The 25,401-nt window shown below is 63.6% G+C and carries 34 protein-coding genes and 1 pseudogene; 21 read left to right on the plus strand and 14 right to left on the minus strand.

Going from position 1 to position 25,401, the window contains the following annotated elements; genetic code table 11:
- Positions 1–128 precede the first annotated feature (128 nt).
- The 9 genes from AB4Y35_RS29105 to AB4Y35_RS29145 all read right to left on the minus strand — a co-directional run bounded on the left by AB4Y35_RS29105 (position 129) and on the right by AB4Y35_RS29145 (position 5,297).
- Entirely contained in the window at positions 129–422 is a 294-nt protein-coding gene (locus tag AB4Y35_RS29105) for an HNH endonuclease (protein ID WP_368689710.1), read from the minus strand.
- Between the two features lie 198 nt (positions 423–620).
- The gene (locus AB4Y35_RS29110) at positions 621–1,205 is read right to left on the minus strand and encodes a hypothetical protein (RefSeq protein WP_368689709.1); all 585 of its coding nucleotides are present in this window, start codon (positions 1,203–1,205) and stop codon (positions 621–623) included.
- 249 nt (positions 1,206–1,454) lie between these two features.
- Positions 1,455–1,679 (minus strand): hypothetical protein, encoded by a 225-nt coding sequence (locus tag AB4Y35_RS29115; RefSeq protein ID WP_368689708.1) that lies wholly within the window; start codon positions 1,677–1,679, stop codon positions 1,455–1,457.
- Positions 1,676–2,176, minus strand: a complete 501-nt coding sequence (locus tag AB4Y35_RS29120) for a hypothetical protein (RefSeq protein WP_368689707.1) — start codon at positions 2,174–2,176, stop codon at positions 1,676–1,678. Before AB4Y35_RS29120 ends, AB4Y35_RS29115 begins: the two co-directional genes overlap by 4 nt.
- Positions 2,173–2,724 carry a hypothetical protein gene (locus AB4Y35_RS29125; RefSeq protein WP_368707100.1) on the minus strand — a complete coding sequence of 184 codons (552 nt, stop codon included), beginning with the start codon at positions 2,722–2,724 and terminating at the stop codon, positions 2,173–2,175. The genes AB4Y35_RS29120 and AB4Y35_RS29125 overlap by 4 nt, the downstream gene beginning before the upstream one ends.
- Positions 2,705–3,766, minus strand: coding sequence for a hypothetical protein (locus tag AB4Y35_RS29130; RefSeq protein ID WP_368707101.1), 1,062 nt, complete (start codon positions 3,764–3,766; stop codon positions 2,705–2,707). The genes AB4Y35_RS29125 and AB4Y35_RS29130 overlap by 20 nt, the downstream gene beginning before the upstream one ends.
- Before the next feature lie 19 nt (positions 3,767–3,785).
- Positions 3,786–4,010, minus strand: coding sequence for a hypothetical protein (locus tag AB4Y35_RS29135; RefSeq protein ID WP_368689704.1), 225 nt, complete (start codon positions 4,008–4,010; stop codon positions 3,786–3,788).
- A gap of 60 nt (positions 4,011–4,070) precedes the next feature.
- Positions 4,071–4,724: a hypothetical protein gene (locus AB4Y35_RS29140; protein WP_368707102.1), complete on the minus strand. Its 654-nt coding sequence runs from the start codon at positions 4,722–4,724 to the stop codon at positions 4,071–4,073.
- Positions 4,725–4,982: 258 nt separating this feature from the next.
- Positions 4,983–5,297, minus strand: a complete 315-nt coding sequence (locus tag AB4Y35_RS29145) for a hypothetical protein (protein WP_368689702.1) — start codon at positions 5,295–5,297, stop codon at positions 4,983–4,985.
- 501 nt (positions 5,298–5,798) lie between these two features.
- Here AB4Y35_RS29145 and AB4Y35_RS29150 point away from each other — a divergent pair.
- The 12 genes from AB4Y35_RS29150 (at position 5,799) to AB4Y35_RS29205 (ending at position 13,709) form a co-directional block, all read left to right on the plus strand.
- Positions 5,799–6,020 carry a hypothetical protein gene (locus AB4Y35_RS29150; protein WP_368689701.1) on the plus strand — a complete coding sequence of 74 codons (222 nt, stop codon included), beginning with the start codon at positions 5,799–5,801 and terminating at the stop codon, positions 6,018–6,020.
- Positions 6,017–6,250, plus strand: a complete 234-nt coding sequence (locus tag AB4Y35_RS29155; protein ID WP_368689700.1) for a DNA-directed RNA polymerase subunit alpha C-terminal domain-containing protein — start codon at positions 6,017–6,019, stop codon at positions 6,248–6,250. The genes AB4Y35_RS29150 and AB4Y35_RS29155 overlap by 4 nt, the downstream gene beginning before the upstream one ends.
- Positions 6,247–6,456 carry a hypothetical protein gene (locus tag AB4Y35_RS29160; RefSeq protein ID WP_368689699.1) on the plus strand — a complete coding sequence of 70 codons (210 nt, stop codon included), beginning with the start codon at positions 6,247–6,249 and terminating at the stop codon, positions 6,454–6,456. Before AB4Y35_RS29155 ends, AB4Y35_RS29160 begins: the two co-directional genes overlap by 4 nt.
- Entirely contained in the window at positions 6,453–6,839 is a 387-nt protein-coding gene (locus AB4Y35_RS29165; RefSeq protein ID WP_368689698.1) for a hypothetical protein, read from the plus strand. Before AB4Y35_RS29160 ends, AB4Y35_RS29165 begins: the two co-directional genes overlap by 4 nt.
- Before the next feature lie 1,167 nt (positions 6,840–8,006).
- On the plus strand, positions 8,007–8,675 hold the full coding sequence (locus AB4Y35_RS29170; RefSeq protein WP_368689697.1) for a hypothetical protein: 669 nt from the start codon (positions 8,007–8,009) through the stop codon (positions 8,673–8,675).
- Positions 8,672–9,151 carry a hypothetical protein gene (locus tag AB4Y35_RS29175; RefSeq protein WP_368689696.1) on the plus strand — a complete coding sequence of 160 codons (480 nt, stop codon included), beginning with the start codon at positions 8,672–8,674 and terminating at the stop codon, positions 9,149–9,151. The genes AB4Y35_RS29170 and AB4Y35_RS29175 overlap by 4 nt, the downstream gene beginning before the upstream one ends.
- An 833-nt stretch (positions 9,152–9,984) precedes the next feature.
- Complete coding sequence (locus AB4Y35_RS29180; RefSeq protein ID WP_368707103.1) at positions 9,985–10,896, plus strand: YqaJ viral recombinase family protein; 912 nt, start codon at positions 9,985–9,987, stop codon at positions 10,894–10,896.
- A gap of 83 nt (positions 10,897–10,979) precedes the next feature.
- Complete coding sequence (locus AB4Y35_RS29185) at positions 10,980–11,957, plus strand: hypothetical protein (RefSeq protein WP_368707104.1); 978 nt, start codon at positions 10,980–10,982, stop codon at positions 11,955–11,957.
- A 4-nt stretch (positions 11,958–11,961) separates the two neighbouring features.
- Positions 11,962–12,183 carry a hypothetical protein gene (locus AB4Y35_RS29190; protein ID WP_368689693.1) on the plus strand — a complete coding sequence of 74 codons (222 nt, stop codon included), beginning with the start codon at positions 11,962–11,964 and terminating at the stop codon, positions 12,181–12,183.
- A gap of 18 nt (positions 12,184–12,201) precedes the next feature.
- Positions 12,202–12,756: a hypothetical protein gene (locus tag AB4Y35_RS29195; protein ID WP_368707105.1), complete on the plus strand. Its 555-nt coding sequence runs from the start codon at positions 12,202–12,204 to the stop codon at positions 12,754–12,756.
- Positions 12,757–12,759: 3 nt separating this feature from the next.
- Entirely contained in the window at positions 12,760–13,230 is a 471-nt protein-coding gene (locus tag AB4Y35_RS29200) for a hypothetical protein (RefSeq protein ID WP_368689691.1), read from the plus strand.
- Positions 13,224–13,709, plus strand: coding sequence for a hypothetical protein (locus tag AB4Y35_RS29205; protein WP_368689690.1), 486 nt, complete (start codon positions 13,224–13,226; stop codon positions 13,707–13,709). Before AB4Y35_RS29200 ends, AB4Y35_RS29205 begins: the two co-directional genes overlap by 7 nt.
- Before the next feature lie 84 nt (positions 13,710–13,793).
- On the opposite strand, the gene AB4Y35_RS29210 is transcribed toward AB4Y35_RS29205, so the two are convergent.
- A complete protein-coding gene (locus tag AB4Y35_RS29210; RefSeq protein WP_368689689.1) occupies positions 13,794–14,132 on the minus strand; it encodes a hypothetical protein in 339 nt (112 codons plus the stop codon).
- Between AB4Y35_RS29210 and AB4Y35_RS29215 the strand changes: the two genes are divergently transcribed.
- From AB4Y35_RS29215 to AB4Y35_RS29225, 3 genes are all read left to right on the plus strand, one after another.
- Positions 14,122–14,355 carry a hypothetical protein gene (locus AB4Y35_RS29215; RefSeq protein WP_368689688.1) on the plus strand — a complete coding sequence of 78 codons (234 nt, stop codon included), beginning with the start codon at positions 14,122–14,124 and terminating at the stop codon, positions 14,353–14,355. The genes AB4Y35_RS29210 and AB4Y35_RS29215 overlap by 11 nt on opposite strands.
- Positions 14,355–14,570 carry a hypothetical protein gene (locus tag AB4Y35_RS29220; RefSeq protein WP_368689687.1) on the plus strand — a complete coding sequence of 72 codons (216 nt, stop codon included), beginning with the start codon at positions 14,355–14,357 and terminating at the stop codon, positions 14,568–14,570. Before AB4Y35_RS29215 ends, AB4Y35_RS29220 begins: the two co-directional genes overlap by 1 nt.
- 272 nt (positions 14,571–14,842) lie before the next feature.
- Positions 14,843–15,124, plus strand: coding sequence for a hypothetical protein (locus AB4Y35_RS29225; protein ID WP_368689685.1), 282 nt, complete (start codon positions 14,843–14,845; stop codon positions 15,122–15,124).
- Positions 15,125–15,172: 48 nt separating this feature from the next.
- Here AB4Y35_RS29225 and AB4Y35_RS29230 read toward each other — a convergent pair whose 3' ends face one another.
- Positions 15,173–16,915 (minus strand): recombinase family protein, encoded by a 1,743-nt coding sequence (locus AB4Y35_RS29230; protein ID WP_368689684.1) that lies wholly within the window; start codon positions 16,913–16,915, stop codon positions 15,173–15,175.
- A gap of 61 nt (positions 16,916–16,976) precedes the next feature.
- On the opposite strand from AB4Y35_RS29230, the pseudogene AB4Y35_RS29235 reads away from it, so the two are divergent.
- From AB4Y35_RS29235 to AB4Y35_RS29250, 4 genes and pseudogenes are all read left to right on the plus strand, one after another.
- Positions 16,977–17,171, plus strand: a pseudogene (locus AB4Y35_RS29235) (trehalase family glycosidase); the annotation flags it as partial.
- Positions 17,172–17,270: 99 nt separating this feature from the next.
- The gene (locus AB4Y35_RS29240) at positions 17,271–17,954 is read left to right on the plus strand and encodes an HAD family hydrolase (RefSeq protein WP_368707106.1); all 684 of its coding nucleotides are present in this window, start codon (positions 17,271–17,273) and stop codon (positions 17,952–17,954) included.
- 252 nt (positions 17,955–18,206) lie between these two features.
- A complete protein-coding gene (locus AB4Y35_RS29245; protein ID WP_368707107.1) occupies positions 18,207–19,121 on the plus strand; it encodes a glycosyltransferase family 2 protein in 915 nt (304 codons plus the stop codon).
- An 89-nt stretch (positions 19,122–19,210) separates the two neighbouring features.
- Positions 19,211–21,181: a PAS domain S-box protein gene (locus tag AB4Y35_RS29250; protein ID WP_368707108.1), complete on the plus strand. Its 1,971-nt coding sequence runs from the start codon at positions 19,211–19,213 to the stop codon at positions 21,179–21,181.
- 33 nt (positions 21,182–21,214) lie between these two features.
- On the opposite strand, the gene AB4Y35_RS29255 is transcribed toward AB4Y35_RS29250, so the two are convergent.
- The gene (locus tag AB4Y35_RS29255; RefSeq protein WP_368707109.1) at positions 21,215–22,048 is read right to left on the minus strand and encodes a class II glutamine amidotransferase; all 834 of its coding nucleotides are present in this window, start codon (positions 22,046–22,048) and stop codon (positions 21,215–21,217) included.
- Between the two features lie 55 nt (positions 22,049–22,103).
- Positions 22,104–22,781 carry a MarC family protein gene (locus AB4Y35_RS29260; protein WP_069266235.1) on the minus strand — a complete coding sequence of 226 codons (678 nt, stop codon included), beginning with the start codon at positions 22,779–22,781 and terminating at the stop codon, positions 22,104–22,106.
- A 245-nt stretch (positions 22,782–23,026) separates the two neighbouring features.
- Here AB4Y35_RS29260 and AB4Y35_RS29265 point away from each other — a divergent pair, with 245 nt between their 5' ends.
- Together AB4Y35_RS29265 and AB4Y35_RS29270 are read left to right on the plus strand one after the other, a co-directional pair.
- Positions 23,027–23,242, plus strand: a complete 216-nt coding sequence (locus AB4Y35_RS29265; protein ID WP_368689679.1) for a DUF3311 domain-containing protein — start codon at positions 23,027–23,029, stop codon at positions 23,240–23,242.
- Positions 23,239–24,714: a sodium:solute symporter gene (locus AB4Y35_RS29270; protein WP_368707110.1), complete on the plus strand. Its 1,476-nt coding sequence runs from the start codon at positions 23,239–23,241 to the stop codon at positions 24,712–24,714. Before AB4Y35_RS29265 ends, AB4Y35_RS29270 begins: the two co-directional genes overlap by 4 nt.
- Before the next feature lie 61 nt (positions 24,715–24,775).
- Here the strand turns inward: AB4Y35_RS29270 and AB4Y35_RS29275 are convergent, their stop codons facing one another.
- The gene (locus AB4Y35_RS29275; RefSeq protein WP_368707111.1) at positions 24,776–25,393 is read right to left on the minus strand and encodes a glutathione S-transferase family protein; all 618 of its coding nucleotides are present in this window, start codon (positions 25,391–25,393) and stop codon (positions 24,776–24,778) included.
- Positions 25,394–25,401 lie beyond the last annotated feature (8 nt).

Below are 25,401 nucleotides of genomic sequence, written 5' to 3' on the forward strand. Positions count from 1 at the left end.
TCCGACCCCCCCGCCCTATCCTGCGATCTCGCAGAAAAAGGTGAGCGCGGGGTTTTCGCGGTTTGAAGTATTTTTTTAAAAATGCCCCCCGCCGAGCCGCGCCCGCCGAGGCGACCACGCGGGCCGCGTCACGCGCGCCACGGATGGGCCGGGTCGAGCGGGTTTCCGTCAGCATCGCAGCCGGTCGGGCGCGTGTGGCCGCACTCGCGGGCCGACTTGTCCGCGTGGCACTCGTGACACAGGCTCTGCAGGTTGCCGGGGTCATCGGTTCCTCCGTCTTCGAGCCGCACGATGTGATCGACTTCGGTGGCTTCCGTGACGTGACCAGCACGCAGGCACTCGGCGCACAGCGGATGCAGCCTAAGTTGTCGCGCACGAATGCGCAGCCACTTCCGACCACGGGTGCGGGGCGTGGCAGTCATGGCAGTTCACTCCGGGGAGCAGCGGTACAGGGGGGCGGGGTCAGGCCGGAAAGCTAATGGCGGCGGGCGGTACAGCCAGAAAAAGAAAAAGCCCGAACCGGTGAAGGTTCGGGCTTTCGCTTTTCTCTGGACACACTGCGGGCCTTGGTGCGCATTCTTGTACAAAAATTTTCAAACCGCAAGGTTCATTCGTCGGGCTCACCCTCGCCGTGGGCGCGGTTCGCCATGCACCACCACAGCACGCGTGCCGCCGTCGCGCTGCTGCCCGCGCTGCTCGGGTGGCGACGCCGCATGGCTTCCGCGCGGTCCTGCCTGTGTGCAGCTTCGATCCTCTGTCCGCCCGTTAGCGGTCGCGGTGTGCGTGGTGACCTGTGCGCGGTTGAGCGCGGCTTGCGGTCTGCGTACATCGCCAAGTTCCTCGCGCGACATGAGTTCGCACGCGGCGAACTGTGGCGCGAGCCACAACTTCGCGCGCCGGTAGTCGGCGTCATGTGTCTCGGGCCAGCGCGGATTGCGCCACACCTTCGCGCCCACGTGCAGGTTGTACACCTCGACATTGACGGCGAGCCGCATGCGCATGTCGAGCCGCGCGACGAGCGGGCCGACAAGCTGCGCGGTCGCTTCGAGCACGAGCCGATCAACCTCCTCGTCATCGAAGCCTGTCCACTGCCGCGAGGTCTGGTACAGCCCGCAGGTGGCGTCATCGCGACCGTAGCCCGCGACGGGTTCCCAGCCGTTGTCCCACTCGAACCAGTCAAGCAGGATGCGGTCAACCTTGTCCATGCTCAGCGATCCATGCGAGCGCAGCAGCGTGTGCGTTGCGCCATGACTGCGACGGATGTGTGTTCGTGCGCACGCCCTGCCGGTAGGCGCGACCGATCCACGCACGCAGGTTGTTCGGCAACGCAAACCAGTGCGGGCGGCAACCCCACATGTCGGCGTTGACGGTTACCTCACAGCCTGGCCAAAGGCATCGGTGCGTGTGCGTCGACGGTGGCGGCGTGAGCCTGCCGGGTCCGGGTTGATAGCCGCTCATCGCTGCGCTCCGAATTTCGGGTTCGGTGGCTGCGACGGCGCGAGCGCACTGCGTGCAACCTGTGCGATGGTCCGCAGCGACTTCGGATCGGCGCTGGTCGAGGCAATGTCCTCGATGTGATGCAGGGCATCGCGCATGCGCTCGCATTCGTGCTGCAGGTGCTGCTTCCACGCGAGCGCGTGCACAAGGTGATGCTGCTTGCTTACGGGGTCGGTGCTCATGAGTGAACCAGTGCGAAGGGGTCAAAGGATTCATCGAGCGCGAACTCCATCTGTTGCGCCTGCAACGGCTCGATGATGACGTGTGCGCGAGGGTTGTGACGGTCGATGCCGTGCAGCACGACTTTCTGCCGCACCTGCCTGTCGTTGCGATAGCAGCCACGATGCACGAGCACCTTGCGCTCACCCGTGCCGTGCTTTACCCATGCATGCCGATCCTGCAGGCAGTCGAGAATCACCGACTCGTCGAGGTCGGGCCGCTCGGTTGCGTACCAGATTCGGATAGCGACACGCACGGGGCCTTCGAGCCGCTGCCGTGCCTTCGGCGGAATCTGCTTGATGCATGCCGCCTCATAGTCGCGCGCCTTGTCTGACTTGATGCTCATCGGGCGAGTCTTGAGTTCGCCGGTTTCCTTGTCGCGTGTCGTGCGCGCCACTATCTCTCGCGAGTTCGCCTTGCTCGCAGGCTCCCCGAGTATCGTGAATTCGATGCGGGTCATTCGATCACCTCGTCATCGCAACCGGGCTCGCGCTCGTGCCCGTTGTCGTGCCTGCCGTGCGTCATGAGCCACTGCTCGATGGCCTGTTTCGCGTGCTCGACCTGTCCCGGCGTGACGTCCTCGCCAGCAGCGGCACGTTCGAGCAGCCTGTTCGCCCAGCGGATACCGGCAGCGCTCGTGCCGCGCGAATCCACGAGCACCTGCTCGGCCAGCGCCCGCACCTTCGCGAGCTGGGCCCGCGCCTCTTCGGGCGACGTGCGACGCTCGTCCGTGAGCGCGAGCGCGCGTTGCCGGTACATCGCGGACGGCGGCGCGCATAGCTCGATGAACTCGGGCAGCGTCGGCGGGCGCCTAACGTGCCAGAGCTTCGACACGCCACGCATGAGCCCTTCGCGCGTGACGTTCGCCGCACGCAGGGCCTCGGTCCATGTGTCCTGCATGTCAGCGGCATCGACGCCTTCCCACATGTCGAGGAACTGCGCGCCGTACACGTTTGCCATCTTGCGCCACAGCCACGCGCCGCGCGTCTCAGTGCCGGGTGATGTCATGGCAGTCCTCAGGCGGCACGTCAACCACGCCCTCGCTCGTCACGAGGCCGAACGCCTTCGCGGTGCGTGCGCGGCGTTCCTGCCGCGCTACGGGCCCGCTCGGCTTCACGGGCAGCGCTGGCTTGCTGTCATAGCTGATGAATTTTTCGATGTGCTGCGAGTCGCGCAGGATGAGTTCGATGGAGTTGAATGCGCGGCCAGAATGATTCGTGCCCATGTGCCACGGGTCTTTCGAGCAGCCGCGTATGGCGGCTTGCAGTTCCTCGGGCGTGAAGTCGCGCAGCGCGATACGGATTTTCCGCTCACGCTTGTCGTCGAGCCTCGAGCGCGGTGAGTGCATGACGGTTTGCCAGTAGCCGAACACCTTGCGCACTTCCGCGATGCCGACATGGCGTGCGGTGCCGTTCGCGCTGCCGTGTTCGTCGCCGAGCAGGTCACGCGCAGCGCCGTCCGCGCGAGCAGGACGTATATGTTTTAAAGACTCTTTAGAGTCTTTCTGTTCCTGTTCCTGTTCCTGTTCCTGATTACACGTAGTCTTGCCCGAAGCCTTCGGCAAAGCCTCTGGCGAGTGATTGTCGAAAACCTGAGCGAAGGCTTTCGGATACCCTTTCCCGAGCCCGCCGATAAAGGCGCGCAGCGTTTCGCGTGCTTCCCACTTGAGCGCACATTCGGGCATGAGGTCCCACTCGTTGGCCCACGACAGAACGACGTTCGGCGACTGCGGTTTGTTGTATTCGACAGCCTTCGGAATCCACACGACACAGGCATCGAGATCGACTTGCGCCATTCCTTGCTGCAAGACTTCATCGAAGGCTTTCGCGAAGTCTTCGAGGGACCAGTGAAGCTGCTCGGCCATTGCAGCGGGGCCGGTGTGAAAGAGCCCTGGAATCGGTCCCGTGTGATGTCCGGTCAGCAGGTACACCCACAGGCCCTGACCGCACGGCGGAATCGGTGACAGCCGCTTGAACTTCTCATCACCCCACATGCGCACCTGTATCGTGCGGAAGCGCGAGCGCCCCTGCCGCTCATATCGCGATGCCATGATCGTGCTCCCCGTCGTGTCATTCGTTGCACTCGCATGGCAGGGGCCGCACTGTCATCAGGTTGCGCGCATGCATCTCCTGCTCGGCGTCGGGCATGGCCGCAAGGTCGAGGGCGATCCACGGGCCGGGTCGGTTGCAACGACTTGCTGCCGCCCACTTGCGGAGCGTGCCGTTGATGACGCGTTCGAGATTTTCTGTGGAATCTGGAATAAACCTGATGGCATTACGTCGCGGGGTGCTCATCGTCCTTCTCCTGTGTGGCGCCCACCGCTGCCGCAGCGCGCGCCGTTGTGTGTGTATCCACTAGCAGCCTTCGAGCCGCTGCGGCCTGTGACGCCGAGTGTGCAGGTGCGCGAGTGCCGCGCCGCGCTGCTCGTCCGTCATGCTGACGAACGCCATACGTTTTTTTCCGGGCACCTCGCGCACAAGCGTCTCGGCCATCCTGAGCGTGATCGCGCCGTCGAGAACGGCCAGCACGATGCGCTGGTCCTCGAGAATTTTTTTTGCGCGCTGGTACGAGCGCAACGTGGCCCCGCCCGCTTCCAAGAACTCGACGAGGTGGTGTTGCTTGTGTAAACGCGCGCTGAAACCGCTGTCATAGTGGTCGAGCCATGCGGGCCGCTTGCGCACGGCGTCCACGAGACGTGCGCACACGAGCGCGCACAGCGCACGGTCGGGCGGCTCCGCGCGTGCCACCATCGCCCGTGCCAGCACGAGAGCGGGATGCTCGTGGTGCCGCGGCGACAGGTTCACGTAAGGGCACGGGATGCCGAGGCGTACCGCTTCGCTGACCCGCGCCCGACCATCGAGCACATCACCATCGGCCAGAATCACCGGCACATCGATGGCGTCCCGCACGCTGATGCCTGGGCTCGGCGGCACGAGCAGCGTGAGCGGATGCGGTTTCAGCTTGCGTAATTCAGGGCCCTCGACCGATTCAACTATTGGCGTCTCCACTTTCGGTCCTCAATAAGGAAACATGGTAAGTGGCACTAAAATCCATCTCTCAACTTTCTTATGGCCCATTGCCATTCATTCCGAACAGCATCGCTGCTCGGATAAAACGAACGGCAAAAGCTCCAGCGCTCTCTTGATGCCTCCAAGTGAGTAAAGCGTTAAAACGGAGCGCGCAAAAAGTCGCGCTGGTTCAATAACAACCAACCCGGTTTCTTTTGCTACGGAAGTTCGGTGATGTTGCCGCCGAGCTTCTGGCGATTAAAGGCCAACGTCAGCCTTTCGCCGTCGCCTGTTGGCGGCAGTGAGTTGTTTGTGCAGCAGTGCCCAGCCCCGCGCGTATTCGGGGCACAGTCGGTAAACCGATACCTGGTCATTCACAGCGTGGGCGATGAACGGCGCAACGGCCGGCGGCACGGCCACACCACGGCGCAACCACTGATCGATGCGGCCGTTCGTGCATGGCACGTACTGGTTAACCCTGCGAGCGAGTTCGCCCATCGACCCGCAGAGGTCGATGGCTTCGAGCAGGGCGGCATGCCCCTGCGCAATTTTCAGACTTCGCACCCGTGCCATCACTGGCCTCGTGTACTCCGACGAATGACAGGTTGATGAATCGTAGTCCCATGTTTCGCCGATGACAACATGTGCGAAGTGGCTCCGGGCGTGCGTTTCCGGGCAACGCCAGTGCTGGAAAGGCTTCCAGACCTTCTCAAAATATTTCGGTCTGCGCGCACCTATCATGCCCCGTCTAACCTACTTTGTAGGTGTATACCCGCATACCTCGACGAGCATTCGTGGGCGCGAAGTGGGCGCGGCGTGGGCGCGACTTGGGCGCCAAGTGGGCGCAAGTTGGGCGCTGCGTGGGCGCATTTTTGGCTGTCAGCGGCTCCTAGTCTAGTTTTGAGAACTCAGCAAAAGCACATTATGTGTATCACAGAAACCTTATTTGTCGAGTTGACAGTTAATCATTAAAGCGCGATTAACCCGACGCGCGGGCCGCTTTTCGCACTTTGCGTAATTCAAATAACCGGTTCTATCCTTCCCACAAATTCATGGGCCGGTCGGAGCGAAAAGATGAGCACGTCAATTCGGATTGAACGGGAAACCGACGAATTCGGCGCATTGCGCGTGCTCGTCATCGGCGCGGACCACGACACCGTCCTAAGCGCTGCGCTCGACGAGAAAAACGCGATGCCGGTCGAGCAGTGCCCCGAAGTGTTCGGGCCGCGCATCGACCTCGAATCGGGCGGCTTTCGCGCGCTCGTCACCACACGCCGTCAGCAGGTACGCGCATGAGCGCCGCGACCATCCGCCCCGCACAGGACATCGACGTGCTGTGCCTGCCGAAGCAGATGACGCGTCGCCTGCGCGCGCACGGCATCACCACCGTCGCCGAGCTGTGTGCGAAGCGTCCCGCAGACATTCTCGCCGTGACGTGGTTCGGGCCCGACACGGTACGCGAGATTCGCGAGGTGTTGCAGACCTACGGGCTCGACTTGCGTGACATCGATACGGAGGCAGCGTGAGCGCAAGCATTCGCGTCGAAACGTACAGCGGCAGCCGCCGCGTCATCGTGAACGGGATCACGCTCGATGAGGTACGCGCCACCGCGCAGCGGACCGTCGACGAGGCACCGCCCGAGTCGGACCCGGAGATGTTTGGCCCCGACTTCGATACACGAACAGGCAGCTATCGCGCCGTGGCGTGGCTGCGCACGAGGACTTCGATATGAACCCCAGTGTTTATCAGATAGTGGCGAAGGTGTCGCTTGAGGAAATTAAAGCACTCAATGCCGACATGGAAGACCGTGGCGTGCTGCTCGTTCCCGTCGAATACGATGAGCACGGCAACATCCTCGACGGACACCGCGAAGGCGTGATCGCAATCACAGGAGGTATAGCCATGACACTGACAGCCAAAGGTCGGGCACGCATCAAGCCGTCGAATTTTGCCTTTCCGTCGAAGCGCGCCTATCCAATCAACACGATAGCGCGAGCCCGCAATGCGCTTGCGCGTGTAGCTCAGCACGGCACGCCGAGCCAGCAGCGAACCGTACAGCGCGCGGTCGCCCGCCGTTGGCCTTCAATCGATGTGACCAAGGCAGGCAAGCGGTAGGCAATAAGAGCCCCGCAGGGGTTGGACGGTGTGGACAGGCGCTCACGCGCTGGGCCCGTTATGGCGTTCCGAGTCGTGCTACGGGCAAGACGCGTTAAGGCAGCCGCGTTCTGCTGAGCAGTCGCACCGCACGATGAGGTTAGGCCCGCTTGACTTGGCGAAACAGCGCTTGGCCCGCCATGTCAGGGCCGGGTGGTGCGTGCATGGCAGCACCGGGCTAGTCATGTCGTGACGTGTCTGTGGTTCCGGCATCGCTCGCTGCGCTTGGCATCGCTCGGTCCGGCAAGGTCACACCGTTCTTGGCGCGTCAGGGCACGCGTGGCATTGCTCGGCTTGTTCTGACGTGGCACGGCTCAGCTTGGCACGCGTGTCATCACTGCGCACGTTCAGGCCGCACATCTCCCGGTGCAGGCTCGCGCGGGTGGCATGCGATGCCGAGCCGATGCAGGGCTAGGCACGCGCGACATGGCGCGGTGGCGTCAGGCGGGGGGTGTCTCGGCATAGCGCGGCACGCATGACGTGACACGGCGAAGCGAGCACAGGCGTGGCAGCACACGCGAGGCAGCGCAACGCGCGTCCGGTCTGGGCAAACGTGACGCGGTGCGCACTGGCACGCTCGGCAGCGCTGGGCCCGGTTAGGTCGCGCCGCATTGTGCAGGGCATGAGAAGTCGAGACAGGTAGGCTAGGCGCGGCCTGGTCAGGCCTAACCGGGCGGGATGAGTCGGAGCCCGTCGAGTCGAGGCAGTTTAGGCGTCGCGGGGCGTTTCTGGTCCAGGCACGGTCAGTACCGGCGAGGCACGCAACGCAGCGCGTGAAAGTTGATGGCGCGGCATGAATTGGCGAAGCAGCCATTACGGACAAGGCCGCGTGTGAAAAGGATGCATAGAAAGTAGTTAGCACTTCTGTCGAGTTGTACCCGCAGGAGGCCGCACGGCCATGTGACCTCCTGCACCCTTAACGCGTGACACTTACGGAGTTCAAAAATGGCAACGAAGAAAGCAGCACCTGAAGCAGCCGATGCGAGCATCCTCGTCCCGCTGCTCTCACAAAAGCGCATCTCGGTTGCGATCTGCGGACAGACACCTCTCATCCTCAACCGGCTCGCGGAGAAGGCACGCCAGCAGCTACTCCTGCCGAGCCTGCGAAAGAACAGCGCCGAGCGCGCCGTGACGCTCAAGCACGAGCCGATCGATGAATTCCGCTCGGCAGCATACGTGCTCGACAATCCCAGCGACACGCTGCTATGCGTGCCCGGTGGCGCAATCAAGGCCGCAATGGCCGATGCCGCGAAAGACCTTCCCGGCAAGGTCGCCGCCGCACAAATCGGTCGGCTAACCACGGTGCCGGTTGAAATGGTCGGCGTGTACGGCATCCCGAAAATTCTCATGTCGGTCGTGCGGAACAGCGATATAAACCGCACGCCTGACATCCGCAGCCGATGCATTCTCGAACGCTGGTGCCTCGTCTTTCCCGTTGCATTCATCACGCCGAACCTGAGCGACGCCGCGATTGTACGACTGCTTGCGGCGGCGGGAATGATCCGTGGCATCGGTGACTTCCGGGTGGAGAAAGGCGCGGGCTCTTACGGCCAGTTCCGCGTGTGCGACCCCGACGATGAGGAATTCGTCGAGATTCGCAAGCAGGGAGGTCGCAAGGTGCAGGAGCAGGCGATGCATGAGCCGCTTGCCTACAACGCCGAGACACAGGAACTGCTTTCGTGGTTCGGTGAAGAGGTACAGCGGCGTCGGCAGCAGGCGGCAGACACGCCGAAGAAAGGCAAGCGCGGCAAGGCCGACGCTCCTGACGAAAGCGAACTGGCGACGGAGGCGGCATGAGCACCGACCGGCAGCGCACCGTGAGCGACACGCTGCGCAAGATGCACGACAAGGCGGGCGGCGTGCTCATGCCGCGCAATGTGTGGCAGGAATCGAAGCCGGTCAAGCATCCGCTGCATCCCGAGTTCGAGTGGAACGACAGCACTGCTGCCGATCTGTACCGCGACGAGCAGGCGCGAGCGCTCATCCGCAGCGTGCGCTTTGTGAGCGAGGAACAGACCGACACGCCGACACCTGATGTCACGCCACGCGTGTATGCGCATCACCCGCTGCGCGGCGGCTATAGCTCGCTTGACACCTTGCGCGAACAACCGGAAGTGGCCCGCATGGTGATCGCAGAGGCGTTCGCCAATGCGCGCGGCCAACTCGAACGCATGCGTGAGCTTGCGGTAGAGCTTCGCATGGAGAACGACTACACAGCGCTGATGGTGCATTTGCGCGAATTCTTTAATAGCGCTCGTCGGCGCGCAGCTTGAGCAGCACGATGACCTTCGGGTCTGCGAGGTTACGGTTGAGCCCGCAGCGCTAGGCTCGGCAGCGCCGGGACCGGCGAGGTTGGTTATTGCCACGCACGCACGGCTGTCACGCTCGGTCGGGCCGGGTTCGGAATGGCAAGCTCGGGCAAGCTTAGGCATTCGTGGCGCAAGCGCTTGGGTTGGGCCGGGTGTAGCTCGGTTGATCAATGTCGAGCAAGTTTTGGCACGCGCGGTTGCGTGTGTGAGCGCGTCACTTGTCCGGGTCGGGTCGGCACGCGTAGCACGTCCGGTCGATGCATGCCATGTCCAGATCGGTCTTACGTGGCAACGCACGCTTGGCCCGGTTATGCATGGTCAGCCGGGGCACCGCTCGGCACGCGTCGCGAAGTGAGGAAAGGCGAGCCCTGCTCGCGCGAGTCTAGGTTAGGCGTGGCACGCATGGCACGAACAGACACGGCGCGGCGTGCAACGGCAAGGCTGGGCACGCTGGATCGAGGCGGGCCGCTTGCAGTCGTGGTTGGCGACGCTTGCGGTGTACCGGCGAGGCAGCGCGGAGCATGTCGAGGCACGCACGACGGCGCACGTCTAGGACCTGTCTAGGTTAGAAAAGGCACGGCCCGCAAGGCATCGCTAGAGATGACTGGACGAGTTCTGTTGAGGTAACGCAGGAAGAGGCCCGCAAGGGTTTGCGCGGATAGGAAGTGCGGATCTAGTCGGAGCAGACATCGGCTTCGGTCGGCGTGCAACGCAAGGCATGTTTAGGCCCGTTGGGGAACGGCAGGTCGGAGCGAGTGACGGTGTTGCAGGGCAGGCACCTTAGTTCGGAGTACATCATGAATGAACCACGAGCGCAGTGGCTCGAAGAAAGAAAGCGCGGCATCGGTGGGTCCGACGCTGCTGCCGCGTTAGGTCAGAGCCGACACAAGACCGCGCACCAGCTTTACTTGGAAAAGACTGGACAGATACCCGGCGATGTCATGGCGAGTCCTGATGCTGTCGAGCGCATGGAGTTCGGCAAGCTCATCGAGCAGGTCATCGCGGACATGTATGCCCGCCGCTATAACGTGCGGCTGCGAAAACATAACAGGCTCGCGGTGCATCCGCGTTTTCCGTGGATGATCGGCTCTTTTGACCGCACGGTCGATGGTCAACGCATCGGCCTCGAATGCAAAAACGTTGACTTGCTTTCGTACCGCTTCGGCGGCTGGGGCGATGAGCATTCTGACCAGGTGCCGCAAGAATACCTGCTCCAGTGTGCTCATTACTTGGCGGTCAGCGGATACGACGCGTGGGTGCTCGCTGCGTGTGTCGGCGGTAACACCCTGAAAGTTTTTCGCGTCGAGCGCGACAGTGAGCTAGTCGAGTTAATCGAGCACGGCGAAGCGGAGTTCTGGCAGCACATCGAGCGCAACGAAGCGCCGCCGCTCGACTATCAACACCCGACCGCAATTCCCCTGCTCAAGCGACTGTTTCCCGGTAGCAGCGGCGAAACGGTCCGGCTGCCCGCCGAAGCCGAGGCGATGCACTATGCGCGGCTCGATTTCACCGAACAGGCCGAACTGATGAGCAAGGGCGCGGACGCGGCGAAGGCCCGCATCCTGCACATGATGGGTGAGGCAGCGGTCGGCCTGTTGCCGAACGGCGGCGGCTACACGAGAAAGGTCATCAAGCGCGACGGCTACACCGTCGAGCCGAGCACCTATGTCGATTTTCGTTTCTCAGCACGTAAAGGAGAAAAGACATGAATGATTTTAGTGATCCCGAGTTGACGCCGCAGAAGCGCGAAGTGGTTGACACGGCAGCGGCGCGTGCGGATCAGGCTCGCGAGATGTTCGAACTGCGGGTCGTTTACATGACGGCTGCCGAGCACCCGCGCGACGAGGTGCGTGCCGTTGACCTCATCGAGAATGCGTTCACGCGTCTCGGGCTCGCAGAGAAAGCACAGTACGCGTACTCGCGCGGCGGCACCGATATTCGAGGCCCGAGCATCAAAGCGATGGAGCGTATCGCAGCCATCTGGGGAAACATCGACGCGGCATGGCGTGAGCGCTCGCGCGGTGTCGATGCGCGCGGCGTTGCCTACTCGGAAGTCGAATCCGTAGCCGTTGACCTTCAGACCCGCACGCGCAAGCGCATTGCCTTCATGGTGCCGCACTGGCGCGACACCCGTGAGGGCGGCTATCCGCTGCGCGATGAGCGCGACGTCTACGAGCTTTGCGCGTCGGCCGCGCAACGTCGTGTGCGCGCATGCCTTGAGGCAGTCATTCCGAGCGACGTTGTGGAAGTCGCTATGGTGCAGGCCGACAAGACTCTGAAGGCGAAAGCCGACACCAGCCCCGAAGCGATGGAAAAAATGGTTGTCGCCTTCGCCGAGTTCGGCGTGACGAAAGCTCAAATCGAGAAGCGCATCCAGCGGCACCTCAACGCGATTGCCCCCGCACAGGTGGTCGGCCTGAAGCGCATCTATGCATCGTTGCGCGACGGCATGAGCGATGCCAGCGAATGGTTCGAGGCTGGCAGTGGCGATGCGGCAGGCAAACCGGCTGACGGCGGCGCCAACGCGCCGAAAGGCGGCGGCACAGCTGCGGTCAAGACACGCATGAAGGCAGGCGCGAAAAAGAAAGCTGCCGACGCCGCGGCGTCGAATGCCGTGACCTATGCGGAAGTTACCGACATGCTCAACAAGGCGCGCAGCCTTGACGAGGTGAATGACGCGGGCGACTTCATCAAGCACGTTGCGGACGCGAAGCAACGCGCCGAGCTTGAGCAGGCATTCAAGGCACGCGCCGCCGAATTCGAGGAGTGACGCCATGCTCACAATCGAGGAACGCTGGACGAATTACCGGCTGCGCCGCATCGATCACGGCACCCCACCCGAGCGCCTGCAAGAACTGCGCACTGCCTATTACGCGGGGTTCCGGGGAATGCTTGACGCGACACGCGAACTGTCCGAACTCGATGAGTATGTCGCGCGGTCCCTGCTCGAACGCCTGCACATCGAGTCGCGGCGGTTCGGCAAGGGCATCAGGTGAAACGAAAGGAGAATGGCAATGCTGGAACTCAAGCGGCACCCCGTCAAGATTGCGCACCTTAACCTGCGCACCGAGAAGCACGGCGACGAGGACGTAAACGCGCTCGACATCAAGATTACCTTCGATCTGCCGAACACGCGGCTAAACGATATCGCGGCGGGCCTGCGCGAGTCGCTGTATGAAGCGTCGAGCGACCCCGACCTGCTCGGCCCCGATGGCGATCACCTCACGCACCTGCGTTATCCGCAGCTAGGCAAGGAAGGCAAGTTCCCGTGGATAGCCGAGTGGTCATCGGTCGGCTTCCACCTGCACACCGGCAACGGACGCGGCAAAGGTGACCTGTTATGGGTTGAATCGACGTTCGGCCAACTGGTTGTGCAGCCGAAGGAAGGTGGCACCTGCTCATGCGTCGCGCGTGCCCAGGTGCTACCTACGCCTGACGAAACGGCGAAGCTCGCAAGCCTGCTCAAGCACGACGTACCTGCAAGCACTGACATGTCGAAGGCGGTGACCACCGACCCGAAGAATGCGCGCAAGCAGGCAGCGCGCGACGATGAGGACGATGAGGACTAGGCCATGAGACTCACGACAAGAATGCTCCCCGAGCTTGACGGGCAGGACGTATTTGACATCGCCGCGTGGCACCTGCTGCGGCAGCACGGTCAGGCGATTGCACCGGGCACATCAAAATGCATGTACCGCGCGCCTGACGGCAAGCGCTGCGCGGTCGGGTGGCTCATGCCCGATGATGTGTATTCGCGGTCGCTCGAATTTTTCAGCGTGCGTGACCTTGCCTCGATGATGCTCGACTCGACGCGCCACGAGTACCACGCCTTCGCGGCGTTTCTCATACGCCACATGGTGCTGCTCAGTGACCTGCAACACATGCACGACTCGAACCCGCCCGCGCAGTGGCCCGCGCGCCTGCGCGGCATCGCGCACCAGAACGGCCTGAATGCGCGAGTGGTCGATCAGGGCCTGCACGAGTATGACCCGGCGCGGCTTGGGTCGCTCGATGACATTGCGCTCGGAGAACCGGCATGGTGACCTATCCGACCATCGACGAGCTTGTGACGTGGAAGCGGCAGCGCGTATTCGATCACGTTGCAGCACACCTGCTCGAACAGGGCGAGCGCAGCACGAAAGGCCCGACGCGTAATTGCATGTACCGCGATGGGCGCGGCCACGCGTGCGCGGTCGGCGCGGTAGTGCCCGAGTCGGTGTATGACCCGGCGATGGAAGGCAAAGGCATCACGGCGCTCGAATGGTTTTTCGCCGCGCCGCAGTTTAGCTCGCGCTGCTACACGCAGTTCCGCAAGTTCCTGTACCTGCACGCTGCCCTGCTCATCCGCCTGCTGCAGATTCATGACGAGGTGAAGCCGCTGCAGTGGCCCGAAGCGCTCATCGACCTTGCCGAAAGCATGATGCTCGAAACGCGGGTTGTGTATGCGTACAAGGTGCGAGTCAATCAGGCATCGCATGACATGCCCGAACCACTCAAGGAGGTTGCCGATGTCCTCACATAGTCGCAGGGCGCACGAGAAGTTCTCGGTGCCTGACGTTGAAGGGGAACCCTATGCCACTGATTCGAGGTTATTCGAAGCGCAGCATCAGCCGGAATATCGCGACGGAGATGCGGGCAGGACGGCCGCAGAAGGCCGCCGTCGCCGTCGCGCTCGACATCGCGCGGCGCGCCGCAGTTCGGGCAGGTAAGCCGTCCAAGGCTCCGCATCGCGCTCGTCGAGGTCGGTGAGCGATACAGGTGAGGCAATGCAATGGAGCGCAGCAGCCGTTTCTATCGATGTGTCAATTGCGGTGAGCCATTCAGTGACCTGAATGTCTTCACGTTCGCAGGCGAAGTCGAAGCGATAGTCCACGGCACTTGCGAGATATGCGCCGACGCACTGGCCGACGCGATGGCAATTGTGAGGGATGGCGATGAGCAGCACGACAATCAAGACAACGATGGGCCCGGTGGCTGAGCTTGACCTGTCGGGGCCGCGACCGCTTGTGCTCGTCGATGGTGAGCCGCTTCAGGGTGTCGCGTCGGCGCGTGTGGAAGTGAACCCCGACAACGTGCCTGTGCTCGTGCTGCGCGTCATCCGGTTTGAGGTCAAGGGCGGAAGTTTGCCACACGGCATCCCGCTCTATGCGCGAAGGAGGAACGAGTGATGAAACTTCGCTATTGTTTCGTGGCGCTGCTGCTGCTCGCGTCATGCGATGCACTCAACCCCGGCCACGTCGAGAGTGCACGGCAGGCACTCGCCACGTTCTGCAGGCTGCACAAGGCCGAGATATTCAATGTGCTGCTCACGCCGAAGCAGGTCGAGGCCGGCAATACGGTCTGTGGAGCGATCGGCATGACGCTCGGGGCCGAGAATGACTGATGGTGACTATGACCCCGACGATGACTTTTTCGCACCGCCCGAGCCACGCCTGCTGCGGTGGCGCGTGTGGCTTCACAGCGCGCCCGGTATGTGGGCCACCTACGATGGGTTTGTGGACATCCACGCACCGCGTAACTCGACGCGGCAGGAGCTATTCGTCGCGGCAGTCCGCGAGCTTGCACGCACGAGCTTTTCGGACAGGCCTACGCTCGACTCGTGGCGGCTTGACAGCCTAGAATGCATCGAGCAGCAGGTGTAACAGGAGAATCACGATGAGTACCACCGCTGATGCACCGAACCCGGAAAATGCGCCGGTCCTCAGGCACTCGACCGTGACGGCGTTGATGTGGGAGCGCTTCACGATCACGGGCGACGATGGCAGGCCCGCGACACTTGCGATTCTCGACGAGGACGGCCACGTGCTCGACGCGGGCCCACAGGTCGCACACGAGCTATGGGAACTGGCGGTGCTCGCATATCGCCAGTATCTCGTCGGCGAAGGTCTGCTCCGCATTTACTCGACACCCGAAGGTCTGCTACAGGACCACGACTAAAAAAAGGCGACCCGTCGAGAGTCGCCTTTCTGCATCGAGCGCGTGTGCTTACCTTGTGCGCGGCTTGCGCTCCGCATGCTTGCCTGTTGCCACTTTCTCACTGCTCGGCACCTTCGTTGCTTCGATCAGTTCGCCAGTTCGCCGGTCGAGATCGAATCCCATCACGACGCCTCGTTTCGATGTCACGCGCACATGCATATTTTTGCCGTCGCACTCAAGGCCCTTTGCGAAAACGTCAATACGCTCGAAAGTCTCCCGGACCAGCCGACGTGCGTTCATCCTGGCATCGTAGTCAAGAACCTGTACGCCAGAAATAAGTTGGGTCCATTCCTCTGCGGGTGCTGGCCGCGACGTTGAACTGATGGATAGCTCCCGCTCCAGTTTCGTAATCGCCTGCGTAAGCGTGCGCCGGTTCGCTTCCAGTTCGCGTACGACTTCGCGGAACATGGAAGGCATACCATCCCCGTTAAGCATCTCGTCCTTGATGCCTTGGAGTTTCAGTTCTGTCTTGGCCAGCGCCGCCCGTTTCGCGGAGAGTTGCCTCATGAGCGGGTTCGACTTGTCGTTACCGCTGAAAAGATGATCAAGGTTCATCTGGTTTGCACAAAACCTCATAACCGCCAGTTCAATCGGAACGGCCGTACAACTGGCTCCGCCGCGACACTCTTGTGCCCGAAGCGAATACGAACCGCAACGCAGACGGCGAAAATTCCTGTGCTTGGTGCCGTCTGCCATCGTTGTCGTTAGTGTCTGACCGGACATGAATTCGCCGCAGTACCCACAACGGCATAACTTCAGACCCGTGAGCACCGCAGGTACTTCTCCTTTGCCTTTGCGGACCCGCTTGCCGACGAGTAGCTGGAGCGCTTCAAACTCGGGCTCGTCCATCAGCGGCGGATAGTATCCCTTGAGCGTATATTCCTTGCCGTCAGCGACCACCACCTTGTCGCCCTTCAGCGCCGGGTAGGTAATGAGCTTATGGATTCTGATGGTCGGGCGGTTGTCACTGATAGACATGCCTTCGGCGTTAAGCCGTCTCGTGATCTCGACGGAGCCGAAACCAGCCTTATAGAGTTCGATGACTCTCAGCATCGTTTCTGCTTTTTCCTTCACAAGTTCAAGGCGCTTTGTTTCTTCGCTGTATAGAACCCAGATGGGATCGGTGCCTTTGACTACTTTGCCCTGCGCGTCGATTCGTCGGGGTGAGCCGACCAGGCCGCGATACTCGCCTTTGATCCAGCGCTCACACTTCGACCTGTACGACTTCCGCACGCGGTCGCTCTTGGTGCTACTTTCCTCGTGTGCACGCATTGCCGTACCGAGCGCCATGAAAAGAATGCCGGGGTTCTGTTTTACCGTGTCGCGGTTGTACTCAGTCGGGGTGTCGCCAGTCGTGACAATAGTGATGCCCGACATGACGATACTGGTTAGCAGGTTCTGCGCGATGATCGGCTCGGCGCGTGAGAGTCGGTCAAGCGACTCGACGATGAGCACCGAGCCTTGAGGGACCAGCCCCTGTTCGACTGCTTCGAGAAATACGCCGAGCGCGCCGCGCTTGATGTGGGTGCCCTTGAATGCCGACAAACCCTCGTCGCGCATCGTAAGGGATTCGTCAAGTTCGAAGCCGCGTTTGGCCGCCCATTCCCTTGCGTACTCCGACTGTCGTGCAATTGAGTTGCCTTTCGCCTGTTGGGGGGAGCTAAACCGGAGGTAGCTGTAAACCCTCGGCGGCTGCGGCGCTAGCTCAATTGTGTTGTGGTTGCGGGGTTGCTTTCGCGCTTTGACTAACATGGTCATCCTGCCCAAATAAGGCGGTTCGTTACTAGAGTATAGACATCGAGAATGAGCGAGCAAGCTCGTCGAGAAGTACGACGTGAGCGCGTCGGCCACCAAGGCCTCGTCGGCGGGCGGCGGCGAATATCCGCTGCAGGACGGCTTTGGATGGACCAACGGCGTCCTGCGCGTGCTGCTGCAGATGTATCCGCAGACGGGCGCCGCGCAAGGCGCGCCGGCGGCGTCCGGCGCGGCTGCGGCCAGCGCGCCCTGAGGCGACGCCGCGCGCCCTCCGCGGCGCACGCCGCCGCCGCGCGGCGTACACTTTTTGCGCCACCACCGCGTAATCGTCGTGTAGCAACAGGAGCCACCCATGCGCAACGAAACGGCGTTTTTGTTCGACCTCGACGGCACGCTCGTCGACAGCGTGTATCAGCATGTGCTCGCATGGAAGGAAGCGCTCGACGCGGACGGCATCGAGCTCTCGGTGTGGCGCATTCACCGGCGCATCGGCATGAGCGGCGGGCTCTTCATGAACCAGCTGCTGCGCGAGACCCACGAGGCCCACGAGTCGATCGCGCCCGAGCGCATCGCGCGCTTGCAAAAACTACACGCCGACGCCTACCGCCGCCACGCCGACAAGGTGCGTCCGCTGCCCGGCGCTCGCGCGCTGCTCGACGCGCTCAGCGCCGCACAGGTGCCCTGGGCGATCGCCACGAGCGGGCGGCTCGCCACGGCGTCCGTGAACCTGCAGGCGCTCGGCGTGGACCCGTCCGTCACGACCGTGGTCACGCGCGACGAAGTGCGCCACGCCAAGCCCGACCCGGATCTTTTTATCGCCGCGGCGCTGCGGCTGAACGTGCCGATCGAGCGCTGCCTCGTGGTGGGCGACAGCGTCTGGGACATGCTCGCGGCCCAGCGCTGCCGCGCGCTCGGCATCGGCCTGCAGTCGGGCGGCTACGGTACCGAGGAACTGGAGCGCGCAGGCGCGCTGCGCGTGTACGAAGATCCGGCCGACCTGCTCGGCCACCTCGACGAAGTCTGCGCGCGCGATTGAGCGGCTGATCGAGCCGCGAATCGGGTTGATCGCGCGCGCCGCCGCACGCGGCGCGAAAATTGCGCAGTTCCCGGCTGTGCAGTGCAGCACCGCCGCTGCGCCGCCCCGCCACTGGCGCACGCCATGTACTGCATGTCGCGCGCCATCGGCGTATGCTGACATAGGTCAATTCGACAACTCACCGGCCGGCTCCCGCCGCCTGCTGCGATGAACGACTCCGCCCCTGCCCCCGGAACTCCCAGCGCGCCACGCGTGACGGTGGTCGTCCTCACGCGCAATCACGTGCGTCAAATCATCGATACCGTCGCGCGCCTCACCGCCCTTCCCGAACACCCCGACGTCATCGTGGCCGACAACGGCTCCACCGATTCCACCGTCTCCCTGCTGGCGTCGCTCTTTCCGCAAGTGCGCATCGTCCAGTCGCTGGGCGACCACGGCATGGCCGGTTTCAATCGCGCCGTGCTGCTCGCGCGCACCGACTATGTCGCGTGCTGCGACGATAGCACCTGGTTCGCACCCGGCGCGCTCGCACGCGCGGCGCAGCTGCTCGACGCCCACGCGCAGGTGGCCGTGCTCAACGCGCGCGTGGTGAGCGGCGACGAGCGCGAAATTCACCCCGCGTGCCTGATGCTCGCCGCCACGTCGCCGGGCGCGGAAGGCGAGGCCGGGCCGGGGCTCGCGAACTTCATGGCCGGCGCGTGCATTTTCCGCGCGGCCGTGTTCCGCGCGCTCGGCGGCTACGAGGAGCGGCTTTCGCACGGCGGCGCCGAGGAGCTGGCCGCGCTCGACATGCTGTCGGCCGGCCACCAGATCGTTTATTGCGAGCAGGCGCTCGCGCATCGCGAGCCGCTTTACCGCTGGTTCACGCGCGCGCAGCAATGCGCGCTCGCGCGCAACACCGCCTGGGTGGCATGGATGCGCCTGCCCGCGCGCGATGCGATCGCGGCGACCGGCCGTGCGCTCGCCGTGTTCGCCCGCCAGCGCTCGCTCGGGCCCGCGGGCGTGGCGCTGCTGCGCGGCGCGTTCTGGACCTTGCGCGCGCGCCGCGTGGTGCCGCCCCACGTCGTGCTGCTCACCCGCCAGGTACGCCGCGCGGAACGCCACGTGCGCGCAGGCATTCCGGCAATGGCCGAAAAGTACGACCGCTCGGGGCAGCGCGCGTGGTAAGCTGCGGCGCCCGCTGCGCGCGGGACGTCCATTCAAGAGGCCAGAGCCTGTCAAACTTGTGAACAGGCCCTATGACAGACCCGAGGACCATGACGACGCCCGACCCCGGCATCGCCCCGCACAACACCGCCACCGAAAGCCACCACGAACGCCGCTTCGAGGCGCTCGTGGAGCCGATCGAGGACTACGCGATCTTCCTGCTCGACACGCGCGGCTACATCGCGAGCTGGAATCGCGGCGCGGCCCGCATCAAGGGCTATGAAGCGCACGAGATCATCGGCCAGCACTTCTCGCGTTTCTACACCGACGAAGCCAACGCGCGCCGCTGGCCCGATCACGAGCTGGAGCAGGCCGCGCTGCACGGGCGCTTCAACGACGAAGGCTGGCGCGTGCGCAAGGACGGCTCGATGTTCTGGGCCAACGTCGTCATCACCGCGCTGCGCGAGCGCGACGGCTCGCTCTCCGGCTTCGCCAAGGTCACGCGCGACCTCACCGCCGAGCGCCGCCAGGTCGAGGCACTGCGCCTTTCCGAAGAGCGCTTTCGCCTGCTCGTGGAAAGCGTGAGCGACTACGCGATCTTCATGCTCGATCCGCAGGGCCACGTGGTGAGCTGGAACACCGGCGCGACCAACCTGAAGGGCTACCGCCCGGCCGAGATCGTCGGCCAGCATTTTTCCGTGTTCTATCCGCCCGACGAGGTCGCCGCCGGTCAGCCCGAGCGCGAGTTGCGCCGCGCGAAGGAGTTGGGCCGGGTCGTGACCGAGGGCTGGCGCGTGCGCAAGGACGGCTCGATGTTCTGGGCCAACGTCACGCTCACCGCGGTGCATGACGGCCACGGCCGCCTCACGGGTTTCGCGAAGGTCACGCGCGACATGACCGAAAGCCGCCGCACCGACGAACTCGAGCATTCGAGCGAGCAGATGAAGCAGTTCCTCGCCTTGCTCGCGCATGAACTGCGCAACCCGCTCGCGCCGGTGCGCAACGCCGTGGCCACGATGCGCCTCATGGATGCGCCGAGCCCCGAGATCGAGCGCGCCCGCGAAATGATCGACCGCCAGATCGTCCACCTCACGCGGCTCGTGGACGACCTGCTCGACGTCGGGCGCATCACCTCGGGCAAGATCGAGTTGCGCGAGGCGCCGCTCGACCTGCGCGAGGTGGTCGCGCACGCCATCGACGCGGCGCAGCCGTTCACCTCGGCACGCGGCCAGCACGTGGACGTGCAGATGCCCGACGCGACGCTCACCATGACGGGCGATCACACGCGCCTCGTGCAGGTGCTGCAGAACCTGTTGCACAACGCCTCGAAGTTCTCGCCCGACGGCAGCCGCATCGTCGTGGACGTACGTTCCGCCGCGCGCGCCGTGCAGATCCAGGTGCACGACGAAGGCCGTGGCCTGCGGCCCGGCACGTACGAGTCGATCTTCGGCCTCTTCAGCCAGGACCGCTCGGTGCCGGGGCCCACGGAAAACGGGCTCGGTATCGGCCTCATGCTGTGCCGCTCGCTCGTCGAGCTGCATGGCGGCACGATCTCCGCGAGGAGCGACGGGCCCGGCAAAGGCAGCACGTTCACGATCCGCCTGCCGTTCGCGCGCGAGAGCGCGCATGCGGTGCAGCCGGCGCCGCTCACGCCGGATACCGCCGAGCTTGCCGCGTTGGCAGAAGCCGGCGTGCCGCCGCTGCGCGTGCTCGTGGTCGACGACAACCGCGACTCGGCCGACAGCCTCGCCATGCTGCTCGAACTCAAAGGGCACGACGTGCGCGTGGCCTACAGCGCCGCCCACGCGTGCGAGGAAGTGGACGGCTTCACGCCGGATGCCGCGCTCATCGACATCGCCATGCCCGAGATCGACGGCTATGCGACGCTGCGTACCCTGCGCGCGCTGCCGCCGCTCAAGCACACGCTGTTCGCCGCGATGACGGGCTTCGGCCAGGCCGCCGACATCGAACTCACGCACGAGGCGGGCTTCGAGATGCACCTCGTGAAGCCCGTGGACGTCACGCTGTTCGACGAGGTGCTCGCGCTCGCGGCGGCAAGACAAAGGCGCCGCAGCGCGTGAGGTCGACTTGTCGCGCCCTTAAGTTACGGTGCCTTAAGGTGAGACAGGTGCGAACGGCCGGTATTCGACCTCGGGCCCGCGCACGACAATAGCCGTCGATTCCGGCACTTCGGCCCATACATCGGGCGCATCGCCGAGCGGCTCGGAAACGAGCAGATACGCGTCGTCGCCGGCCGCGATGATGCGCGGGTCGTCGGGATACAGTTCGCGCAGATGCCGGAACGCCGTGGTGTGAAAAAGCGAGCGGGAATTGCGTTCGCTCGAATAGCGCACGGCGACGATCTGCTCGCCGTCGCATGCGCAAACCGTCATGTTGAGCGCCGGCTCGACGCCATGCTTTTGCGCGGTTGCCTCGACAAAACCCGCCATGCGTTCCAGCGCAAGAACAGGATCGACTTCAAGGCCGAATGTCATCGCGAGATAGAACATCGTTTCCGAATCGGTCGACCCTTCAAGCGCATTGAAACGCCCCGGATCGATCGCGACCAACAGATCGCGCCGCATCAGCGGATAGCTGCGAATCAAGCCGTTGTGCGCGAAGATCCAGCGCCGGTGGCGAAACGGATGGCAGTTCGTTTCCTGCACCGGCGTATGCGTGGCCGCGCGTATGTGCGCGACGAACATCGGCGCACGCACCGCGCGCGCCAGCTCGCGCAGGTTGCGGTCGTTCCAGGCGGGATGCACGCTGCGGTAACGATAGGGAATGTCGTGCGGGTCCTGATACCAGCCCATGCCGAAGCCGTCGCCATTCGTGGTGGTCGCGCCTTTGGTGGAATGCAGGCTTTGATCGATCAGCGAATGCCGTGCGTGAAATAGCACGGTTTCGAGTTGCACGGGGTTCCCGCTATACGCAAGCCAGCGGCACATGATGGTCTCCTTCGCGTGAGAACGCTTGTGTACGCCGGCCCGATTGACAGCGCCGCTACTTCGCGGCGCGCAGGTCGGCGATCGGCGTGAGAAAGCCGGTCAGGCCAGTCAGTATGATCTGCACCCCGATGCACAGGAGCAGAAACGACGACACGCGCATGGCCACGCGCGTGCCTTCCACACCCAGGTACTGCGAAAGCCGCGCAGCGCGGCTGTACACGTAATAGATCACGAGCATGACAAGCGCGGAGATCACGAGCGACGCGAAGCTCGAGAGCAGCCACGCCGAAAGCTTGTGCGTGCGGTTGGCATTCAGCGCAATGGCCGTGGCGATGGAGCCCGGGCCGGTGGTGAGCGGAATGGTCAGCGGAAAAAAGGCCTTGCCGGAAGCCGAACTCGCGCTCACGGGCTTGACCGGATGATCGACCGCGGGCGGCTCCGGCTCGGGCGCGTTGAGCATTTGCCAGCCGGCCACGGCTACGGCGAGGCCGCCGCCGATACGCAGCGCTTCCATTGAAATACCGAAGAAATGCAGGATGGGCGTGCCGACGAAAAAAGCCCCGACCAGTACGAAGAACGCGTTGATCGCCACGCGTTTGGCGAGCAGGCGCCGCTCTTCGTCGGTAAGCGTCGTGGTGCGATCGAGAAAAACAAAAGCACCGCTCAAGGGATTGATGATGCTGATGAGTCCGGTGAAACCGAACAGGATGTCTGAAATCAGGCTCTCGATCATGGAGTCGATCCGTTAAGGGCATGCGCAAAAAGCGCGCCGGGCTGCGAGAAGTGTAGCCGGATCGGCGTCAGGCGTGCCGGATCGGTGTCGCTCGATGCCCCGGAAAATGGCGCGTTGCACCAAACTTTACGGCAAGCCCTTCAGTATTTTTGGCAGCTTTACGGGGCGCGTTCACAAGCATAGAGTGGGTGGCCTCGCACCCCGACGCGACGTTTCTTTTCTTCTTATATGAAAGAGGAGTTGCCATGTCACTGCGGTTGCTCGCTGCCTTGCCCTTTATCGGCATCCTGTTAGGGGTGCCGTTTGTCAATCGCACCGAGCCGCTCGTGCTCGGCATGCCGCTCGTGCTCGCGTGGATCGTCATGTGGGTCGTGCTGGCCGCGGTGATCATGGGGATCGTCTACCGGCTCGACCCGGTCAACCGGCTTTCGGGCGACGCGGATGCGGAGGTGCGATCATGAGCGCCCTCATCATCATCGCGGCGATGACCTTCGTCGCGCTCTACCTCGGCATGCGCGCCCGCCGCGGGCACGACATGAACCTCGAGCAGTGGGCCGTGGGCGGCCGCAGCTTCGGCACCGCGTTCGTGTTCCTGCTGATGGCGGGCGAGATCTACACCACCTTCACGTTCCTCGGCGGCAGCGGCTTCGCCTATGGCAAGGGCGCGCCCGTCTACTACATTCTGGCTTACGGCACGCTTGCATACATTCTCTCGTACTGGATGCTGCCGCCCGTATGGCGCTTCGCCAAGCAGCACCGGCTCGTCTCGCAGCCGCACTTCTTCGCGCGCAAGTACCAGAGCCCCGCGCTGGGCGTGCTGGTGGCGTGCGTGGGCGTGCTCGCGCTCGTGCCGTATCTCGTCCTGCAGCTCAAGGGCCTCGGCATCATCGTGACGACGGCCTCCTATGGCGCGATCTCCTCCACGGCAGCGATCTGGATCGGCGCGGCCGTGGTCACGGCTTACGTGATCGTTTCGGGCGTGCGCGGCTGCGCGTGGAACTCGGTCGTGAAGGACACGATGATTCTCGCCATTGCCGTGTTCCTCGGCATTTACCTGCCGATCCACCACTATGGCAGCCTGAGCGAGATGTTCCGCGCCATCGACGCCGCCAAGCCCGGCTTCCTCACGTTCCCGGCGCGAGGCCAGAGCGTGACGTGGTTCCAGTCCACCGTGCTGCTCACGGCGCTGGGCTTCTTCATGTGGCCGCACACGTTCATGTCGGTCTACACCGCGAAGAACGAGCGCATCTTCCGCCGCAACGCGATGATCCTGCCGCTCTATCAGCTCATTTTGCTGTTCGTGTTCTTCTGCGGCTTCGCGGCCGTGCTCAAGGTGCCGGGCCTCAAGGGCTCCGACATCGACCTCTCGCTGTTCCGTCTCGCGCTGCAGACGTTCGATCCGTGGTTCGTGGGCGTCATCGGCGCGGCGGGCGTGCTCACCGCACTCGTGCCGGGCTCGATGATCCTCACCACGGCTTCGACGCTGCTCGCCAACGACGTCTATCGCGGCGCACTCTCGAAGAGCGCGAACGACGCGCAAGTCGCGAAGCTCGCGCGCATTTTCGTGCCGGTAATCGCGCTCGTGGCGGTCGGCTTTACGCTCAAGGGCGGCGACACCATCGTCGCGCTGCTGCTGATGGGCTACAACTTCGTCACGCAGCTGTTCCCGGCGCTGGTGTGCAGCCTCTTTGCGCACAATCGCGTGACGAAGCAAGGCGCGTTCTGCGGCATCGTGGCGGGCGTGCTCGTGGTGATCGCCACGACGCTCACGCATGTGAGCGTGGCTCAGCTGATTCCGTTCGCGCCGGACGCGCTCAAGGACGTCAACATCGGCTTCCTTGCGCTGTTCGTGAACGTGATCGTGCTCGTGGTGGTGAGCACGGTGACGCAGCCGCGCACGCATGTGGATCATGAGCATGCGCGGGCGCATTGAGATGGCGTAACGCGGTAGCGAGGCGGCCCAATCGGCGTGATCCGGTTGGGCCGTTTTTCATTTATGCCGCCTTGCGCGCTTCGGCGATGCGCTGCGGCGCCTCGGGGCGCGCGTAGAGGCGTTCGAGATACGCCTGCAAACGCGGGAAGCCGTCGAGCAGTTGCACTTCGTTGGCCCAGTCCATCAGATACACCGTCACGCAGTCGGCGACGGAAAGCTGGTTGCCGACGATGAACTCGCGTCCTTCGAGATGCTTCTCGAGCACCGCGGCCATGGTCCTGAAGTCCTCCCGCGCGAGTTCGATTTCGGCGGGGCTGCGCTTTTCCGGCGGATACAGGAACGAATGCCGCGTGATTCTCCAGAGCGGCTGCTCCAGCTCGGTGACCGCGAACAGGGTCCAGCGATACGCCTGCGCCCGCTCGTCGAGATCGGCGGGCAACAGCGCCTTCTCCGGATATTTATCCGCGAGATACAGCACGATGGCAGCCGATTCGGGAATCACGCGGTCGCCGTCGATCAGCACGGGCACCTTGCCCGCGGGATTGATGCGCAGGTATTCGGGCCGCTTGTGCTCGCCTTCGAGCAGATTGACCGAGATGAATTCGAAATCGGCGTCGACTTCCTTGAGGCCCCATAGCGCGCGTTGCGAACGGGTGCCGGCAAAGCCGTAGAGTTTCATGGCGCGCC

Origin of the sequence: Paraburkholderia sp. EG286A (assembly GCF_040965375.1) — a bacterium.
GTDB lineage: Bacteria > Pseudomonadota > Gammaproteobacteria > Burkholderiales > Burkholderiaceae > Paraburkholderia.